Genomic DNA, 17,673 nt, shown 5'->3' with positions numbered 1-17,673 from the left:
TCTGGATCCCGGGGGAGAGGCGTTACATGTCGGACAAGGACCTGCTGCGGATCGGCATCCTCGTCGTCGGCCTGCTGTTGCTGGCGGCGATGTGGTTCTTCGGTCGCAATCCCCGCAAGGAACAGCAGGGCCGTCGCCGCGAGTCGCGCGAATCCCCGGCGATGACGCCCGAATACGGCCGCGTGCGCCGCGAGCCTTCGCTGGACGAGGGCGGCGCCGCGGAAGGCGAGCCCGACTACAGCGGCGAGGGCGTGACCCAGCCGGAGCTGGGCCTGCCGGCGGAACCGGCGCGCAACAGCGACCTGGGCCGCCGCGAGAGCCAGGACTTCGACAAGATCGTGTCGCTGTACGTGGCGGCGCGCGCGGGCAGCGTGCTGCGCGGCGAGGACATCGTGGTGGCGGCGGAGAAGACGGGCATGGTCTTCGGCCACATGAACGTGTTCCACCGGCTGCTGGAGGGGCATCCGGAGCGGGGCCCGGTGTTCAGCATGGCCAGCATCATGAAGCCGGGCAGCTTCGACATGGCGACGATCCGCGAGCTGGAGACGCCGGCGATCGCGTTCTTCCTGACGTTGCCGGCGCCGGTGCCGGCGCTGGATGCGTGGGAGAAGATGCTGCCGACGGTGCAGCGCATGGCCGAGCTGCTCGACGGCGTGGTCCTGGACGACAGCCGCAACGCGCTGGGCCGCCAGCGCATCGCCCACATCCGCGACGAGCTGCGCGCCTATGACCGCCAGCACGAGGCCCCGCCGCTGACCAAGGCGCCGCGGTGGTGATGGCGGTGCCGTGCTGGTGAGGCTGCGTCGGGCGGACACGTTCGGGACAGCACAGCAACCGCAACAGCGTTAAAGGCATCGGCTCCGGACGGAGCCGCGGCAGCGCGGGGGTATGGCGCATCGCGCGGTTCCGCGTCCTGCTCCAACGCGCGACCGCGGCACATCCATGTGCCGCTTGCTCCATACCCCCGCGCTACCGCGTCTTCGGGCGCCTCTGGGTCGTGGCTTCGTTCGCTGTTGAACCCCTCTCCCTCCGGGAGAGGGGCAGGGGGTGAGGGTCGGGGAACCTGGCGGCGTCGGAAGACCTGCCCTCTCCCCCAACCGCCGCTCCGCGCCCCGGCCCGCGGCCACAGGACGCGGGCGTTCGACGGCATGCGCGCCGGTGGCGCGCAAACATGCCGTCTCACTCCGATGGGAGAGGGGTTATTTCTCTCGTAGCCCGGATAAGCGAAGCGCATCCGGGACCCGGGTCCGGACTACGGCTACCCGGCCATCACCTGCTCGAACGCCTCGCGGAACCGCGCCATCTCTTCCGCGGTTCCCACGGTCACGCGCACATGCCGCGGCATCGAGGGCCAGCTGCGCCCCACGAACACGCCGTGCTTCGCCATCGCGGCGCCGAAGGCGCGGCCGTCGCCGTGGATGTCGACCATGAAGCAGTTGGCCTGGCTGGGCAGGCAGGCGTGGCCGCGGGCGGCGAGCCAGTCGACGGTTTCCTGGCGGAGACGGGTGTTGTCGGCCTTGCGCGTGGCCAGGTGTCCGGGGTGCTGGAGGCTGGCCATGCCGGCGGCTACGGCGGGCACAGGCAGGCTGTTGACGCCCTGCAGCACCAGTTTCTGCAGCAGCGACGGGTGGGCCACGGCGGCGCCCAGGCGCAGGCCGGCCATGCCGTAGATCTTGGAGAAGGTGCGCAGCACCACCAGGTCTTCGCGGCCGTCGCGGACGAGGTCGAGCAGGTCCACTTCGTCGCTGTAGTGGATGTAGGCCTCGTCGACCAGGACGATGCTGGTCGCCGGCTTGTTCGCGAACAGCCATTCGAGCCCGGCGCGCGGGGTGATCGAACCGGTGGGGTTGTTGGGGTTGCAGACGTAGACCAGGCCGGCGCCGTTGTTGGCCGCGGCGGCGGCCATGGCTTCGACGTCGTGGGCGCCGTCGTTGCGCAGGGGCACGCGGACGACCCTGGCGCCGTGGGCGCTGGCCATCTGCGCCAGCGTTTCGAAAGTGGGATCGGCGGTGACCAGGGCGGCCTGTGGGCCGGTGAACGCCAGCGCCGCCGCGTCAAGGGCGACGCCGGAGCCGCAGTAGGCCGCCACGTGTCGGGGGTCCACGCCGTGCTTTTCGGCGAACAGCGCGGTGAACTCGTGCTGCAGGCCGAACAGGTAGCGGTGCGCGTGGTCCATCGCCTGCACGGCGGCTTCGCGTGCCTCGGGGAAGGGACCGAGCGGGTTCTCGTTGTAGTTGAGCAGCACCGCGCCGGGAGCGTCCATGCCGGGGACCGGTGGCGGCAGTTGCGCCGGTGCCGTACCGGTGACGCCGAGCAGCGGGGCCAGTCCGGCGGTGGCGAGGCTGCAGGCCGAGAGGCCGAGGAAGTGGCGACGGCTGAGCGGCTGGACCATGGGCGCGGGGCGGCGGACGGGTGGGCTGCAGGCATGCTGGACCTCACGGGCGATCGCGGCAAGCGCCGGTAGAATCACGGCCATGAACGACACCCCCGCCAGCCGCGCCGCCGAGCTCCGGCGCCGCATCGAAGACGCCAACCACCGCTACCACCAGCTCGACGCGCCGGACATCACCGACGCCGAGTACGACAAGCTGGTGCGCGAACTGGAGGCACTGGAAGCCACGCATCCGGAACTGGTCGCGCCGGATTCGCCAACGCGCCGCGTTGGCGCGGCGCCGTCTGGCCGTTTCGCGCAGGTGGTCCACGCCGTGCCGATGCTGTCGCTGGGCAACGCCTTCAGCGACGAGGAGGTGTCCGACTTCGTGCGCCGCATCCGCGAGCGCCTCGGCCGCGAGGAGCTGGTGTTCTCGGCCGAGCCGAAGCTCGACGGGCTGGCGATCAGCCTGCGCTACGAGGACGGGGTGTTCGTGCAGGGCGCGACCCGCGGCGACGGCGCCACCGGCGAGGACGTCACCGCCAACCTGCGCACGATCGCGGTGATCCCGAAGCGCTTGAAGGGCAGCGGCTGGCCGAAGGTGCTGGAGGTGCGCGGCGAGGTCTACATGGCCCGCGCCGACTTCGAGCGCTGGAACGAACACGCGCGCCTGCACGGCGGCAAGGTGCTGGCCAACCCGCGCAACGGCGCCGCCGGTTCGCTGCGCCAGTTGGATCCGAAGCTGACCGCGCAGCGCCCGCTGAGCTTCTATGCCTACGGCATCGGCCTGGTCGAAGGCGGTTCGCTGCCGGATACGCACTCGGCGACGCTGGCCCGGTTGCGCGAATGGGGTTTCCCGGTCAGCGACCTGGTCAAGGTGGTGACCGGCGTCGACGGGCTGCTCGACTACTACCGCCACATCGGCGAGGCCCGCGACGGCCTGGCCTTCGACATCGACGGCGTGGTCTACAAGCTGGACGACTACGCCGGCCAGCGCGAGATGGGCTTCGTCTCGCGCGCGCCGCGCTGGGCGATCGCCCACAAGTTCCCGGCGCAGGAACAGACCACGGTGGTCGAGTCGATCGAGATCAACGTGGGCCGCACCGGCGCGGTCACGCCCTGGGCACTGATGCAGCCGGTGCAGGTCGGCGGGGTCACCGTCACCCGCGCCACCCTGCACAACGCCGACCACGTGGCGCGGCTGGACGTGCGCAACGGCGACACGGTGATCGTGCGCCGTGCCGGCGACGTGATCCCGGAGGTCGTCCAGGTCGTCATCGACCGCCGGCCGCCGGATGCGCAGCCATGGGCGATGCCGGCCAACTGCCCGGTCTGCGGTTCGGAGCTGGTGCGCGAGGAGGGCGCGGCGGTATGGCGCTGCTCGGGCGAACTGAGCTGCCCGGCGCAGCGCGTGCAGACCGTGTTCCACTTCGCCTCGCGCCGCGCCATGGACATCGATGGCCTTGGCGAGCGCTACATCGAATCGCTGTCGGACTTCGGCTACCTGCAGGACGTGTCGGACCTGTACCGGCTCAGCCTGGACGACCTGCTGGAGATGAAGCGCCGCGCCGACGAGCGCGACGGCACCACCCCGGAGACGGTCAAGGCCGGCAAGGTCGCCACCAGGTGGGCCGACAACCTGATCGAGGCGATCGATCGCAGCCGCGAGACCACCCTGGCGCGTTTCCTCTACGCGCTGGGCATCGAGCACGTCGGCGAGAGCACGGCCAAGGCACTGGCGCAGTGGTTCGGCGACCTCGAACTGATCCGCCGCCTGCCGTGGCCGCTGTTCAAGCGCGTGCCGGACATCGGCGGCGAAGTGGCGCGCGCGATCGGCCACTTCCTCGACCAGCCCGGCAACCAGCAGGTGATCGACCGCCTGCTCGAACGCGGCGTGCGCATCGGCGACAGCCATCCGCCCAGCCCGAAGCTGGGCGATGGCCTGGACCTGGCCACGCTGCTGGTCGACCTGGAGATCCCGCGGATCACCCCGCTGCGCGCCGGGCAGCTGGCCAGCGCCTTCGCCGACGCGCAGGCGCTGCTGGACGCGCCGGTGCACAACCTGGTCACCGCCGGCCTGCCGTCCGAAGCAGCCAATGCGCTGGTTGCGTGGCTGGAGGAGGGCGGGAACGCGAAGCTGCTGCTGGATTCGGCACAGGCGCAGGCGCGCGTGCGCAACCTGCTGCCGGCGGTCGAGGCGGCCCGCGGCGGCCCGCTGGAGGGCAAGACCGTGGTCCTCACCGGCACGCTGTCGTCGATGAGCCGCGACGAGGCCAAGGACAGGCTCGAGGCGCTGGGCGCCAAGGCCGCCGGCAGCGTCTCGAAGAAGACCAGCTTCGTGGTGGCCGGCGAGGCCGCCGGTTCCAAGCTCACCAAAGCCGAGGAGCTGGGCATCGAGGTCTGGGACGAGGCGCGTCTGCTGGTCTTCCTGGAGCAGCATTCGTGAGTGCGACCGACGGCGCCGCCGAGTGGCGGCCCAATGCGGACCTGGAGGCGCTGCGCCTGCGCGCGCGCCTGTATGCACGGGTGCGCGACTTCTTCGCCGAACGTGGCGTGCTGGAAGTGGAGACGCCGGTGCTGTCCGAGGCCGGCAACACCGAGCCGAACATCGAAAGCTTCACCACCACCTTCACCGGCCACCGCGACGCCGGCTCGCCGCAACGCTGGCTGCGCACCTCGCCCGAATACCCGCTCAAGCGCCTGCTCGCCGCCGGCATCGGCGACTGCTACGAGCTGGGCCGGGTGTTCCGCAACGGCGAGGCCGGCGGCCGCCACAACCCCGAGTTCACGATGCTCGAGTGGTACCGGGTCGGCTGGGACCACCTGCGCCTGGCCGACGAAACCGTGGAGCTGGTGCAGGCCGCGCTGGCCCTGGCGGGCCGCCGCGCGGAGGTGGTGTCGACCACCTACCGCGAGCTGTTCCTGCACGGCGCCGGCGTGGATCCGTTCGCCACCGACGATGACCGGCTGCGCGAGGCGCTGGGCGACGTCGGCATCGACGGGGAAGGGCTGTCGCGCGACGACTGGCTCGACCTGCTGATGACCCACCGCATCCAGCCGGCGTTCCCGGCAGACCGGATCACCGTGGTCCACGACTGGCCGGCATCGCAGTGCGCGCTGGCCAGGATCCGCCCCGGCGATCCGCCGGTGGCCGAGCGTTTCGAGCTGTACCTGGGCCGCTTCGAGCTCGCCAACGGCTACCACGAGCTCACCGATGCGGCCGAACAGGAAGCGCGCTTCGGCCGCGACCTGGAGCGTCGCGCGGAGCGCGGCGCGGTACGCCCGCCGGTCGACGCGCGCCTGCTCGCCGCGCTGCGCGCGGGCATGCCCGACTGCGCCGGTGTCGCCCTCGGCATCGAGCGCCTGCTGATGGCCCTGTCCGGGACCGACCGGATCGCGCCGGTCCTCGCGTTCGAATTCGCCAGGGCCTGAACCCGTGCCGCCGGTTCCACCGTTCACCGTGGCTTCCACGGTGCCGGCGACAATGACGCCAGGCTCCGCAACTGGAGGGGGGATGCAGGCAGGGCACGGCAACCGGTATCGCAAGGCATGGCCGCTCACGCTGGCCCTGGTCTGCGCGCCCGCCTGGGCTGGAACCGACGAGCCGCCGGCCGCGCAGGCCGCGCCACCGGTCGCGCCTTCGGGCATCGTGCGCTGCGAAGCCGACGGCATGCACCGCGTGCATTGCCCGATGGATACCAGTGCCGGCGTGCACCTGGTCCGGCAGCTGTCGGAGGCCTCCTGCATCCGCAATACCGACTGGGGCGTCGACGTGGCCGGCGTCTGGGTGGCGCGCGGCTGCCGCGCCGAGTTCGCCGCGCCGCTCCAGGGCGGGGCAGTGGTCCGCACGGTCGTGCGCTGCGAGTCCCGCGGCACCCCCGAGTCCTGCGCGGTGGCCCTGCGTGGCGCGCCGGTGCGGCTGCTGCGGCAGACCTCGGCGTTGCCGTGCCGCTTCGGCGAAAGCTGGGGCGCCGGGCGCAACGAGGTGTGGGTGTCGCGCGGCTGCAAGGGCGAGTTCGAGGTCGGCGACCGCGACATCGGCTTCCCGCCGGGCGAGCGCCTGCTGGTCTGCGAGTCCAAGAGCAACCGCAAACGCTTCTGCGGCACCACCATCGAACGCGGCGCGCGCCTGCTGCGCCAGATCTCGGGCAAGGCCTGCGAGGAAGGGCGCAGCTGGGGCTGGGAGCGCGAGGGCGTCTGGGTCGACGACGGCTGCCGCGCGCAGTTCGCGGTGGAATGACGCACGCGCCGGCACGGTAGCGCCGGCGGGTAGAATGGCAGCATGGAAACCGGCTTCGACTTCGACCGCTACGACCACGTCCGTCCGATCCTGTGGACCGGCGATGCCCTGGAACTGCTGGACCAGCGCAAGCTGCCGTTCCTGATCGAACACGTCGCCTGCCACGACAGCGACGCGGTCGCCACCGCGATCCGCGACCTGGTCGTGCGCGGCGCCCCGGCGATCGGCATCGCCGCGGCCTGGGGCGTGGTGCTGGCGTCGCGCGGCGTCGAGGCGGCCGACGGCGCCGAAGCGGCGGCGAAGCTGGAACCGGCGCTGCAGCGGCTCAACGCCGCGCGCCCGACCGCGGTGAACCTCGCCTGGGCGCTGGCGCGGATGCGTCGTGCCGTGGCTGGCGCCGGCGCCGACTGGCGCGAAGTGGTCGAGCGCGAGGCCAGGGCCATCGCCGACGAGGATCTGGCCGCCAACCGCCACATGGGCGCGCTGGGCGCGGCCCTGATCGAACCGGGCAGCGGCGTGCTGACCCACTGCAATACCGGCTCGCTGGCCACCGCCGGCTTCGGCACCGCGCTGGGCGTGATCCGCGCGGGCATGGCGTCCGGGCGCATCGCCCGCGTCTTCGCCGGCGAGACCCGGCCGTGGCTGCAGGGCGCACGCCTGACCGTATGGGAGCTGCAGCAGGACGGCATCGACGCCACCCTGATCGCCGATTCGGCCGCCTCGCACCTGATGAAGACCGGCGCGGTGCAGTGGGTGGTGGTCGGCGCCGACCGGATCTGCGCCAACGGCGATACCGCCAACAAGATCGGTACCTACCAGCTGGCCATCGCCGCCCGCCACCACGGGGTCAAGTTCATGGTCGTGGCGCCGTCCTCGACCGTGGACCTGGACACGCCGGACGGCGACGCCATCGAGATCGAACAGCGCGACCCGGGCGAGCTGCATGGCGTGGGCGGCGTGCGTACGGTGGCCGAGGGCGTGGCTGCCTGGAACCCGGTGTTCGACGTCACCCCGGCCTCGCTGATCGACGCCATCGTTACCGAGAAGGGCGTGGTCACCGCTCCCGACGCGGTACGGATGCGGGCCCTGTTCGCGGCCTGAGCGCCGCTGTCCCGGAAAACCGCCGCCCAGGTCGCCTCTTTCGCGACGCAAGTACTTGTTTCTGCGTGGAAATGCGGCTCCGTGCGGGCCCGGTTTGTGGTAGAATCGACAGGTTGCGCGGAGACCTCCGCGCAGCGCCCCGGCGCCTGTCGCCGGCGGCGCCACGAAGAACCTGAAGAAGAGCCCTGATGACCGATCTCGCCAAAGAAATCATTCCGGTCAACCTCGAAGACGAAATGCGGCGCAGCTACCTCGATTACGCCATGAGCGTGATCGTCGGCCGCGCGCTGCCGGACGTGCGCGACGGCCTCAAGCCTGTGCATCGCCGCGTGCTCTTCGCGATGAACGAGCTGGGCGCGCACAGCAACAAGCCGTACTACAAGTCCGCGCGCATCGTCGGCGACGTCATCGGCAAGTACCACCCGCACGGCGACCAGTCGGTGTACGACACCCTGGTGCGCATGGCCCAGCCCTTCTCGCTGCGCTACCTGCTGGTGGACGGCCAGGGCAACTTCGGCTCGGTCGACGGCGACTCCGCCGCGGCGATGCGTTACACCGAGGCGCGCATGTCGCGCATCACGCATGAGCTGATGGCGGACATCGACAAGGAAACCGTCGACTTCCAGCCCAACTACGACGAGAAGGAGCTGGAACCGACGGTCATGCCGACCCGGTTTCCGAACCTGCTGGTCAATGGCTCGGCCGGCATTGCGGTCGGCATGGCCACCAACATCCCGCCGCACAACCTCACCGAGGTGGTGAACGGCCTGCTGGCCCTTATCGACGACCCGGAACTCGACGTCGACGGCCTGATGCAGTACATCCCGGGCCCGGATTTCCCCACCGCCGGCATCATCAACGGCGTCGGCGGCATCCAGCTGGCCTACCGCACCGGCCGCGGCCGCGTGCGCATGCGCGCCAAGGCCGAGATCGAGGTGGCCGACAACGGCCGCGAGTCGATCATCGTCACCGAGATCCCGTACCAGGTGAACAAGGCGCGGCTGATCGAGAAGATCGCCGAGCTGGTCAAGGAAAAGAAGATCGAGGGCATCTCGGAGCTGCGCGACGAGTCCGACAAGGACGGCATGCGCATCTACATCGAGGTCAAGCGCGGCGACTCGGCCGAGGTGGTGCTCAACAACCTGTACCAGCAGACCCAGCTGGAATCGGTGTTCGGCATCAACATGGTCGCGCTGGTCGACGGCCGCCCGCAGCTGGTCAACCTCAAGCAGATCCTCGAGGCCTTCCTGCGCCACCGCCGCGAGGTGGTGACCCGCCGCACCATCTTCGAACTGCGCAAGGCGCGCGCCCGCGCCCACGTGCTGGAAGGCCTGACCGTCGCGCTGGCCAACATCGACGAGATGATCGAGCTGATCAAGACCTCGGAGAACCCGCAGGTGGCCAAGGAGCGCATGCTCGGCCGCACCTGGGAACCGGGCCTGGTCGGCGCGCTGCTGGCCGCCACCGGCGCCGAGGCCTCGCGTCCGGACGACCTGCCGGCCGGCGTCGGCCTGGTCGATGGCCGCTACCAGCTGACCGAGGTCCAGGCGCAGCAGATCCTGGAGATGCGCCTGCACCGCCTGACCGGCCTGGAGCAGGACAAGCTGACCGAGGAATACCGCCAGCTGCTGGAAACCATCCGCGGCCTGATCGAGATCCTCGAGGATCCGGACGTGCTGCGCGAGGTGATCCGCACCGAGCTGGGCGCGCTGAAGGCCGAGTACGGCGACGAGCGTCGCAGCGAGATCCGCGCCAGCGAGGAAGACCTCGACATCCTCGACCTGATCGAGCCGGAAGACGTGGTCGTGACCCTGTCGCACGCCGGCTACGCCAAGCGCCAGCCGGTGTCGGCCTACCGCGCGCAGAAGCGCGGCGGCCGCGGCCGCGCCGCGGCGGCGACCAAGGACGAGGACTTCATCGACCGGCTGTGGCTGGTCAACACGCATGACACGCTGCTGACCTTCACCAGCAGCGGCAAGGTGTTCTGGCTGCCGGTGCACCAGCTGCCGGAGGCCGGCTCCAATGCCCGTGGCCGCCCGATCATCAACTGGATCCCGCTGGAGGAAGGCGAGAAGGTGCAGGCGGTGCTGCCGGTGCGCGAGTACGCCGAAGGCTTCTACGTGTTCTTCGCCACCCGCAACGGCACGGTGAAGAAGACCCCGCTGACCGAGTTCGCGTTCCGCCTGGCGCGCGGCAAGATCGCGATCAACCTCGACGAGGGCGACGCGCTGGTCGACGTCGCGCTCACCGACGGCGGCCGCGACATCATGCTGTTCGCCTCCAACGGCAAGGCCGTGCGCTTCGACGAATCCGAGGTGCGCTCGATGGGCCGCACCGCCACCGGCGTGCGCGGCATCCGCCTGGCCGAGGGCGAGCGCGTGGTCAGCCTGGTCGTGCCGGAGGGCGAGGGCGACATCCTCACCGCGTCCGAGCGCGGCTACGGCAAGCGCACCCCGCTGGCCGAATACCCGAAGAAGGGCCGTGGCACCCAGGGCGTGATCGCGATCCAGACCACCGCCCGCAACGGCCAGCTGGTCGGCGCGATCCAGCTGTCGGAACAGCACGAAGTGCTGCTGATCTCCGACGGCGGCACCCTGGTCCGCACCCGCGCCTCGGAGATCTCGCAGGTCGGTCGCAACACCCAGGGCGTGACCCTGATCCGCCTGGGCGAGGGCGAGTCGCTTCAGGCGGTCGAGCGCGTCGACGCCTCGCTGGACGACGAGGAAGAGGCCGGCACCGCGCGCACCGACGGCGACGAAGCCGTTGCCGGGGACGCCGCGCCGCAGGCCTGATCGCGGCGCAGCGCTGTAAAACGCAGAAGCCGGCCCCAGGGCCGGCTTCTGCTTTATGCGGCCGTGGCGGCCGCGCTCAGGTCGCGCGCGCCGCGCGGGGCACGGTCACATCGTGCGGCACTGCCGCCAGCGCACCGGCTCGTCGGTGCCCGGGCGCGGGTTGAGCTGCACGCGCACGGTGCGCAGCGAGGGATAGCGCTCCAGTTCGCCACAGATGAACGGCCAGATGATCTTGTCGGTGGCCGTGCGCTCCACCACCAGGGTGGCGCGGGTGAGCCAGTAGGCGCGGGTGATGCCCGGCACGTTGTTGAGCGCGCGCGCGATCTCGGCCTGGTAGCGCGCCTCGGTGGCCGCGTCGGGGTTGTCCTCGATGGCCTTGCCGGTCACCGGATCCTGCGCGGGCTGCTCCGGCAGCGCCGGCTGCGTGGGTGTGGCCGTGGCCGCCGGTGGCGGTGCGGCCTGGGTGGCGGTGGCAGGTGCTGGTTCTTCCTGGGCCAACCGCGGCAGCAGCACCGCCACAGCCAGCCCCAGGGCGATCGAGCCGGCCACGGCCACGGTCATCTGCCGCTTGGCTTCGGCGATGGTCCGGGCGGCGATGCCGGCGGTGGTTTCCTGCGGCAGGAACGGCTTGAGCAGTGGCCACAACCGGCGGCCGTCGATGATCTCGATGCCGCGTTCGGCGGCCGCCGACAACGCTTCCCGGCCGGCGCGGCCCTCGGTGAGCAGGATGCCGGCGCGCGCGCCGGTCAGTTCCATGCCCGCGGCCAGCTCGTCGACCGCGGCGACGCCGAGGCGATAGGCCATGCCGTGCTTGCACGACAGCAGCCAGCGGCTGTCGCCGTCGGTCATCAGCAGCTGGCTGCTGGTGGGATCGCTGCCGCTGTCGGCATGCATGGCGACGTCGCGCAGGCCGCGCTGCTGCATGGCCTGGCCGATGATGGTGGCGATCTCGCGCCAGCGCAGGTTGGCCAGTGCGCGCAATCCTGCGTCGAGTTCCTTCTCGGGGCGGCGTACCAGCCACAGGTACGCAGCGGACGCCGTCGCCACGAGCGCGGCGAGCGCAAGTCCTACAGTCCACGACGACATGTCTACCCCTGTTCCGGCCCCTGTGCAGGGCGGATTGTTACACGGCGGCGGGCCGCTATTGCTAAGACGAAAGTGGCCCGCCAGTCCGGGAGCCGAGAGGGGAGGGGAGCAAACGGCAGGTGGACTGGCGGGCCGGTTCCGATTCTGCCGCAGCGCGTTGTGCCCTGCAACAATCCACCGGTCTGGGCGCGGGGAATTCCTTTACAGGCCGGTATTTACCGACGACGGCGGCGGAGGCGGGACGGCGGCCTCGGCCGGGCGCGAGCGCTGCAGCTCGCGGGTCAGCGCATCGATGCGGGCGCCGAGCGCGTCGATGTCCTCGCGGGTCGGCACGTCCAGGTCGCGCAGGGCCTGCTGGACGCGGTGCTCGAACGCGCGGCCGACGCTCTCCCAAGCCTCGCCGGCGCGGGCCTGGGCCTTGCCCACGGCCGCGTCCAGGCTCTGCCGCAGGCTCTCCAGGCGGCTGGCGGCGCTGGCGCCCTGCTGGGACTCGCCGCCTTCGCCGACCTGGCGGCCTTCCTCGGCGAGCTGTTCGAACAGGCGGCTGCCCTCGGACTCCGCGCGGGCCAGCGCGCCGATGCCGGCCAGCCAGACCTGGTGGGCGTTGTCGCCGAGCTCGCGGGCGATGCGCGCGGCCTGCGCCTGCAGCTCGGATACATTGGCGAAAGTGGCGTTGCGGGGTTCAGCGCTCATGTCCGCTCCTCTGCTGTGACGGGGTGCCATGCCAGTGTGGGCACGCCGCCGATAAGAGGGCGTGAGGCGCGCCCGGAGCTCAGTCCAGGCGCTCGGCTAGCACGCGGCGGATCTCCGCCTCGACCTGGCCGCGCAACGCCGACAGCAGGAAGCCGAGCTCGGCGCTCACCTGCACCTGTCCGGGCAGCAGCTTCACCAGGCCCTTGAAGCCGGGGCCGCTCAGGTCGACCGCGTCGCCGCGCCAGTCGGCGGCCACGCCGAAGCGTTCGCGCAGCTGCGCGGCGATGCCGTCGACGATGCGCCGGGCTTCTTCGCTGCTGCGCCGGTGCGGATGCTGGATGTCGATGCGGGCCATGCTCGTTCCGGATGCGAGGGGGCGCCAGCGTAGCCGCGCAGCGCGCATCGGGCCAGCCTGCAGTGCCCGGGATTTGCTAGGCTTTGCCGCCAATGTCCGACCTGCGACTCCATTTCAGCAATCGCCAGCAGGCGGACCATCCGCTGATTCCCGGCGTCCACCGCGTGGTCCGCCAGCCCAATGGCGTGCTGGGGATCGGCGATGGCGTGCCCGGCGTGCTGCTGGCGCAGCTGTGCCTGGACCTGCGCGGCCTGTGGCTGCAGGTGCCGGCCGGCGCGCGCGGCGTGCACGTCAACGGCCGCCCGGTGCAGCGCATGGCCCTGCTGCGCGCCGGCGACGCGATGTACGTCGACGGCGTCGAACTGCTGGTGCAGGCGCCGGTACGGCCGCCGGCGCCGCTGCCCGATCCGGGCGAGCATGCCGGCGATCCGCGCGTGGTCCTGCGCGGCGTCGGTGGCCAGCACCACGGGCGCAGCTTCACCCTCGGCCCGCCACGCCTGGTCGGCGCCTCGCGCGAAGCCGACATCCGCATCGACGATCCGGCGTTCCCGCCGCGCCACGCGCTGCTGGAACGGCACGGCGACGTGGTCCTGCTGCGCAGCCTCGGCGGCGAGGCCAGCGTGGTCAACGGCGTGCCGGTGCGCGACGCCATGCTCGGCCCCGGCGACCAGATCGTGTTCGAGGGCCAGCACCGCTTCGTGGTCGAGTTCCCGGCCGGCGGCGAGCAGCCGAAGCTGGCCCCGTCGCCGCAGCCGGATGCCGAACCGGCGCCGGCCGCACCGCCGCCGCGCCCGGCCAAGCGCCTGCCGTGGCTGCTGCTGGCCGCCGCGCTGCTGGGCCTGGCGCTCAGCGCGCTGCTGTGGTTCGGCGCGCGCTGAGCCGGCGGTACAGGCGCCAGCCCAGCAGCACCGCTGCGATCGCCGCGTACAGCGCCGGTTCGCGCACGTCGGACTTCACCAGCCACCAGAAGTGCAGCACCGCCAGCACGGCGATCGCGTAGACCAGCCGGTGCAACTGGCCCCAGCGCCGGCCCAGCCGGCGCATCCAGCCCAGGGTCGAGGTGGCCGCCAGCGGCACCAGCAACAACCAGGCGAGGAAGCCGACGGTGATGAAGGGTCGCTTGGCGATGTCCTCGAACAGCTGCGCCCAGTAGCCGCCCAGGTCCAGCACCAGGTAGGCGGCCAGGTGCAGGCAGGCGTAGAAGAACGCGTACAGGCCGAGCATGCGGCGGAAGCGCAGCAGCACGGTCTGGCCGCTGAGCTGGCGCAGCGGGGTGATGGCCAGGGTCAGCATCAGCATGCGCAGCGCCCACAGCCCGGTGCGGTGTTCGATCTCGGCCACCGGGTCGGCGCCGAGGGCGTCGCTGCCGTGGCGCCAGACCTCGGCGATCTGCCAGGCCAGCCAGGTGGCCGGCGCCAGCGCCGCGGCGTGGACCAGGGCCTTGGCCGCCAGCAGCCGCGGCGAGGTGGGCGGGCGCGCGACCGGGCGCCGGCTCATGCGGCGCCGGCCCGGGTCCGCGCGGCAGCCGCACTCAGTACCACTTGCGCAGGTCCATGCCGGCGTACATCGACGCCACCTGGTCGGCGTAGCCGTTGAACGGCCGGGTCGGGATCCGCTCGGCGAACAGCTTGCTCTTGGTGCCGGCGATGCGGCGCTCGGTCTTCTGGCTCCAGCGCGGATGGTCGACGTCGGGGTTCACGTTGGAGAAGAAGCCGTATTCCGACGGCTGCAGGTCGTGCCAGGCGGTTTCCGGCATGCGCTCGGTGAAGCGGATCGCCACGATCGACTTGATCGACTTGAAGCCGTACTTCCACGGCACCACCAGGCGCAGCGGCGCGCCGTTCTGCTGCGGGAGCGGCTTGCCGTACAGGCCGGTGGCCAGCAGGGTAAGCGGGTGCATGGCCTCGTCGATGCGCAGGCCTTCGCGGTACGGCCAGCGGATCGAGCGGTAGCGGATGCCGGGCATCTGTTGCGGATCGGCGAGGGTGGTGAAGGCCACGAACTTCGCCTTCGAAGTCGGCTCGAAGCGCTTGAGCACCTCGCCCAGCGGCACGCCCAGCCAGGGGATCACCATCGACCAGCCTTCGACGCAGCGCAGGCGGTAGACGCGCTCCTGCGGGGTGAGTCCGCGCAGCAGGTCCTCCAGCGCGACGGTGCCGGGCCTGGCGCATTCGCCGTCGACGACGACCGACCAGGGCGAGGTGCGCAGGGTCTTCGCCGCGCGCGACGGATCGCCCTTGTCGGTGCCGAACTCGTAGAAGTTGTTGTAGGTGGTGATGTCCTCGTAGCGGGTCAGCGGCTCGGAGGTGCTGAAGCCGGCCTTGAGGTCGGCCGGTCGGGGCGCGGACTTCGGCGGCGGGGGCGGTTCGGCCTCGGCGCAGGCGGACAGCGCGCCGAGCAGGGGCGCGCTGGCGAAGGCGGCGAGCAGGCGGCGGCGGTCGCGGTAGACGGCCTCGTCGGTGATTTCCGACGACGGGATCTTCGGCAGGCGGAGCTTGTGCATTGCGGTGCTCCCGGGGGGATGGGGGTGTGACCGCGGGCGGCGGCGGAGGGTTCCCGGCGACCGCCGGGCGGGCCTTGGTTGCGACCGCAACCGCTGCCACCGGCGCCGCTGCACTGCGGCATACTACGGAACCTTTCGTGACAGGTGGTTCATGGCGCGCGCCTACAACTTCAGTGCCGGCCCTGCGACGTTGCCGGAAGCAGTCCTGCGCCAGGCGCAGGCGGAAATGCTGGACTGGAACGGGGTGGGTGCGTCGATCGTCGAGCTCAGCCACCGCGGCGCCGAGTTCATCGGCGTGGCCGCCCGGGCCGAGGCCGACCTGCGCCGGCTGATGTCGATCCCGGACGAGTACGCGGTGCTGTTCCTGGCCGGTGGCGCGACCACCCACCAGGCCCTGCTGGCGCTGAACTTCGCCGCTCCCGGCCAGACCGTCGACTACGTGGTCACCGGGCACTGGAGCAAAACCGCGATCAGGCAGGTCACGCCGTACGTGAACGTGCACGTGGCCGCCAGCAGCGAGGCTGGCGGTTTCCGCGACATCCCGCCGCGCGACAGCTGGTCGCTCAGCGCCGACGCCGCCTACGTCCACATCACCGCCAACGAGACCATCCACGGCGTCGAGTACCGCGAAACGCCGGACGTGGGCGAGGTGCCGCTGTTCGCGGACTTCAGCTCGTCGATCGCCTCCGAGCCGATGGATGTGTCGAAGTACGGGCTGGTCTACGCCGGCGCGCAGAAGAACCTGGGCCCGGTCGGCATCTCGGTGGTGATCGTGCGCCGCGACCTGCTCGAGCGCGCCGGCCAGCCGCGCGCCGACATCTTCACCTACGCCTCGCACGCGGCGCGCGACTCGATGCTCAACACGCCGCCGACCTGGAACTGGTACCTGCTCGGCCTGACCGTGAAGTGGATGCTGGACGAGGGCGGGGTGGAGGAATTCGCGCGCCGCAACGCGGCCAAGGCCGCGCTGGTCTACGGGGCGATCGACGGCTCCGGCGGCTTCTACCGCAACGAGGTCGCCCCGGCGGTGCGTTCGCGGATGAACATCCCGTTCTTCCTGCCCGACGGGGAACTGACCGCGCGTTTCGTCAGCGAGTCGAAGGCGGCCGGACTGCTGGCGCTGAAGGGCCACAAGGCGGTCGGCGGCATCCGTGCCTCGCTGTACAACGCCATGCCGGTCGCCGGCGCGCAGGCGCTGGTGGACTTCATGCGCGACTTCCAGCAGCGCAACGGCTGAGGACGCCAGGACCCAGGACCGCCGGCCGCGCAGCGTCGCCGGCGCCAGACACACGGAACCCCACACATGGCACCACCGAAGAAATCCGCCCCCGGCAAGCCGGCCAGCGGAAACAAGGCCAGGGCGGCCGAGGGCGCGAAAGTCGCCAGGGTCGCGAAGGCCGCCGCCGCGGCCGCGCCGGCCCTGGCCGACGTGCGCGCACAGATCGACGGCATCGACCGCCAGATCCAGGAGCTGATCGCGCAGCGAGCGCGCTTCGCCCTGCAGGTGGGCAAGGCCAAGGGCAAGCTCGCCCAGGCCGTGGACTACTACCGGCCCGAGCGCGAGGCGCAGGTGCTGCGCATGGTGGTGGACCGCAACGAGGGCCCGCTGTCGGACGAGGTGCTGGTGCACGTGTTCCGCGAGATCATGTCCGCCTGCCTGGCACAGCAGGAGCCGCTGAAGATCGGCTACCTCGGCCCGGAAGGCACGTTCAGCCAGCAGGCGGTGCTCAAGCACTTCGGCCGCTCGGCGCACGGCCTGCCGCTGGGCAGCATCGAGGAGGTGTTCCAGGAGGTCGAGGCCGGCAACGCCGACTTCGGCGTGGTCCCGGTGGAGAACTCGGGGCAGGGCACCATCCAGGTCACCCTCGACATGTTCCTGACCTCGCAGCTGAAGATCTGCGGCGAGGTGGAGCTGCAGGTGCACCAGTACCTGCTCTCGCGCAGCGGGCGGATCGAGGACATCGAGCGGATCTACGCGCATCCGCAGGCCTTCGCCCAGACCGCCGGCTGGCTGCGCGCCAACCTGCCGAAGGCCGAGAAGATCCCGGTGTCGAGCAACGCCGAAGGCGCGCGCCGCGCCCGCAATGCCGACGACGCGGCGGCCATCGCCGGCGAGAGCGCGGCGCACGTGTACGGCCTGAAGAAGGTCATCATGCGCCCGATCCAGGACGACAAGGACAACACCACGCGCTTCCTGGTGCTGGGCCGCCGCCTGTTCCCGCCGTCCGGCCACGACCGCACGTCGGTGCTGGTGTTCATCCACGACAAGCCCGGCGCGCTGTTCGACGTGCTCAGCCCGTTCGCGCGGCACGGCATCAGCATGAACCGGATCGAGTCGCGGCCCTCGCACCAGGCCAAGTGGGAATACGCCTTCTTCATCGACCTGGCCGGCCACGTCGACGACGAGGCGATGAAGCAGGCGCTGGCCGAACTGGAGAAACACGTGGCCCAGGTCAAGGTGCTGGGCTCCTACCCGGTGGCAGTGCCATGACGGCCGTGATTCGGGATTGGTGATTCGGGATTGGGGATTGG

15 protein-coding genes are annotated in these 17,673 nt (G+C 71.2%); 9 read left to right on the top strand and 6 right to left on the bottom strand.

Going from position 1 to position 17,673, the window contains the following annotated elements; all coding sequences use genetic code 11:
* Positions 1 to 26: 26 nt before the first annotated feature.
* Complete coding sequence (zipA, locus tag M503_RS0111920) at positions 27 to 776, top strand: cell division protein ZipA (protein ID WP_024868797.1); 750 nt, start codon at positions 27 to 29, stop codon at positions 774 to 776.
* Between the two features lie 482 nt (positions 777 to 1,258).
* Here zipA and M503_RS0111915 read toward each other — a convergent pair whose 3' ends face one another.
* On the bottom strand, positions 1,259 to 2,392 hold the full coding sequence (locus tag M503_RS0111915; protein ID WP_028918861.1) for a pyridoxal phosphate-dependent aminotransferase: 1,134 nt from the start codon (positions 2,390 to 2,392) through the stop codon (positions 1,259 to 1,261).
* 73 nt (positions 2,393 to 2,465) lie between these two features.
* Here M503_RS0111915 and ligA point away from each other — a divergent pair, with 73 nt between their 5' ends.
* The 5 genes from ligA to gyrA all read left to right on the top strand — a co-directional run bounded on the left by ligA (position 2,466) and on the right by gyrA (position 10,504).
* On the top strand, positions 2,466 to 4,817 hold the full coding sequence (gene ligA, locus M503_RS0111910) for an NAD-dependent DNA ligase LigA (RefSeq protein WP_197017229.1): 2,352 nt from the start codon (positions 2,466 to 2,468) through the stop codon (positions 4,815 to 4,817).
* Entirely contained in the window at positions 4,814 to 5,803 is a 990-nt protein-coding gene (gene epmA / locus M503_RS0111905; RefSeq protein WP_051414580.1) for an EF-P lysine aminoacylase EpmA, read from the top strand. Before ligA ends, epmA begins: the two co-directional genes overlap by 4 nt.
* 82 nt (positions 5,804 to 5,885) lie before the next feature.
* Positions 5,886 to 6,611: a DUF3011 domain-containing protein gene (locus M503_RS0111900; protein ID WP_081721036.1), complete on the top strand. Its 726-nt coding sequence runs from the start codon at positions 5,886 to 5,888 to the stop codon at positions 6,609 to 6,611.
* 42 nt (positions 6,612 to 6,653) lie between these two features.
* Complete coding sequence (mtnA, locus tag M503_RS0111895; protein ID WP_028918857.1) at positions 6,654 to 7,712, top strand: S-methyl-5-thioribose-1-phosphate isomerase; 1,059 nt, start codon at positions 6,654 to 6,656, stop codon at positions 7,710 to 7,712.
* 188 nt (positions 7,713 to 7,900) lie between these two features.
* Entirely contained in the window at positions 7,901 to 10,504 is a 2,604-nt protein-coding gene (gyrA, locus tag M503_RS0111890; RefSeq protein ID WP_028918856.1) for a DNA gyrase subunit A, read from the top strand.
* A 105-nt stretch (positions 10,505 to 10,609) separates the two neighbouring features.
* On the opposite strand, the gene M503_RS0111885 is transcribed toward gyrA, so the two are convergent.
* The 3 genes from M503_RS0111885 to M503_RS0111875 form a co-directional block, all read right to left on the bottom strand.
* On the bottom strand, positions 10,610 to 11,590 hold the full coding sequence (locus M503_RS0111885) for a restriction endonuclease (protein WP_028918855.1): 981 nt from the start codon (positions 11,588 to 11,590) through the stop codon (positions 10,610 to 10,612).
* Positions 11,591 to 11,791: 201 nt separating this feature from the next.
* Positions 11,792 to 12,283, bottom strand: coding sequence for a phasin family protein (locus M503_RS0111880; RefSeq protein ID WP_028918854.1), 492 nt, complete (start codon positions 12,281 to 12,283; stop codon positions 11,792 to 11,794).
* Between the two features lie 79 nt (positions 12,284 to 12,362).
* Complete coding sequence (locus tag M503_RS0111875) at positions 12,363 to 12,638, bottom strand: polyhydroxyalkanoic acid system family protein (protein ID WP_028918853.1); 276 nt, start codon at positions 12,636 to 12,638, stop codon at positions 12,363 to 12,365.
* Positions 12,639 to 12,730: 92 nt separating this feature from the next.
* Between M503_RS0111875 and M503_RS0111870 the strand changes: the two genes are divergently transcribed.
* Positions 12,731 to 13,516, top strand: a complete 786-nt coding sequence (locus tag M503_RS0111870; RefSeq protein WP_028918852.1) for an FHA domain-containing protein — start codon at positions 12,731 to 12,733, stop codon at positions 13,514 to 13,516.
* Here M503_RS0111870 and msrQ read toward each other — a convergent pair.
* Together msrQ and msrP are read right to left on the bottom strand one after the other, a co-directional pair.
* Positions 13,485 to 14,135 (bottom strand): protein-methionine-sulfoxide reductase heme-binding subunit MsrQ, encoded by a 651-nt coding sequence (msrQ, locus tag M503_RS0111865; RefSeq protein ID WP_051414578.1) that lies wholly within the window; start codon positions 14,133 to 14,135, stop codon positions 13,485 to 13,487. The genes M503_RS0111870 and msrQ overlap by 32 nt on opposite strands.
* A gap of 34 nt (positions 14,136 to 14,169) precedes the next feature.
* Entirely contained in the window at positions 14,170 to 15,141 is a 972-nt protein-coding gene (gene msrP / locus M503_RS0111860) for a protein-methionine-sulfoxide reductase catalytic subunit MsrP (RefSeq protein WP_028918850.1), read from the bottom strand.
* Positions 15,142 to 15,292: 151 nt separating this feature from the next.
* Here msrP and serC point away from each other — a divergent pair, with 151 nt between their 5' ends.
* The gene (gene serC / locus M503_RS0111855) at positions 15,293 to 16,378 is read left to right on the top strand and encodes a 3-phosphoserine/phosphohydroxythreonine transaminase (protein ID WP_028918849.1); all 1,086 of its coding nucleotides are present in this window, start codon (positions 15,293 to 15,295) and stop codon (positions 16,376 to 16,378) included.
* Positions 16,379 to 16,444: 66 nt separating this feature from the next.
* The gene (gene pheA, locus M503_RS0111850) at positions 16,445 to 17,632 is read left to right on the top strand and encodes a prephenate dehydratase (protein WP_028918848.1); all 1,188 of its coding nucleotides are present in this window, start codon (positions 16,445 to 16,447) and stop codon (positions 17,630 to 17,632) included.
* The last annotated feature ends 41 nt before the right edge of the window (positions 17,633 to 17,673 follow it).

Source organism: Pseudoxanthomonas suwonensis J47, from assembly GCF_000513955.1.
In the GTDB taxonomy this organism is placed as follows: Bacteria; Pseudomonadota; Gammaproteobacteria; order Xanthomonadales; family Xanthomonadaceae; genus Pseudoxanthomonas; species Pseudoxanthomonas suwonensis_C.
This window is presented reverse-complemented; position numbering and strand designations above follow the sequence as displayed.

Excerpts from the sequence above, each read along its gene's own strand:
- zipA (WP_024868797.1), top strand. The coding sequence starts at position 27 with ATGTCGGACAAGGACCTGCTGCGGATCGGCATCCTCGTCGTCGGCCTG.
- M503_RS0111915 (WP_028918861.1), bottom strand. The coding sequence starts at position 2,392 with ATGGTCCAGCCGCTCAGCCGTCGCCACTTCCTCGGCCTCTCGGCCTGC.
- M503_RS0111900 (WP_081721036.1), top strand. The coding sequence starts at position 5,886 with ATGCAGGCAGGGCACGGCAACCGGTATCGCAAGGCATGGCCGCTCACG.
- mtnA (WP_028918857.1), top strand. The coding sequence starts at position 6,654 with ATGGAAACCGGCTTCGACTTCGACCGCTACGACCACGTCCGTCCGATC.
- gyrA (WP_028918856.1), top strand. The coding sequence starts at position 7,901 with ATGACCGATCTCGCCAAAGAAATCATTCCGGTCAACCTCGAAGACGAA.
- M503_RS0111885 (WP_028918855.1), bottom strand. The coding sequence starts at position 11,590 with ATGTCGTCGTGGACTGTAGGACTTGCGCTCGCCGCGCTCGTGGCGACG.
- M503_RS0111880 (WP_028918854.1), bottom strand. The coding sequence starts at position 12,283 with ATGAGCGCTGAACCCCGCAACGCCACTTTCGCCAATGTATCCGAGCTG.
- M503_RS0111875 (WP_028918853.1), bottom strand. The coding sequence starts at position 12,638 with ATGGCCCGCATCGACATCCAGCATCCGCACCGGCGCAGCAGCGAAGAA.
- M503_RS0111870 (WP_028918852.1), top strand. The coding sequence starts at position 12,731 with ATGTCCGACCTGCGACTCCATTTCAGCAATCGCCAGCAGGCGGACCAT.
- msrQ (WP_051414578.1), bottom strand. The coding sequence starts at position 14,135 with ATGAGCCGGCGCCCGGTCGCGCGCCCGCCCACCTCGCCGCGGCTGCTG.
- msrP (WP_028918850.1), bottom strand. The coding sequence starts at position 15,141 with ATGCACAAGCTCCGCCTGCCGAAGATCCCGTCGTCGGAAATCACCGAC.
- serC (WP_028918849.1), top strand. The coding sequence starts at position 15,293 with ATGGCGCGCGCCTACAACTTCAGTGCCGGCCCTGCGACGTTGCCGGAA.
- pheA (WP_028918848.1), top strand. The coding sequence starts at position 16,445 with ATGGCACCACCGAAGAAATCCGCCCCCGGCAAGCCGGCCAGCGGAAAC.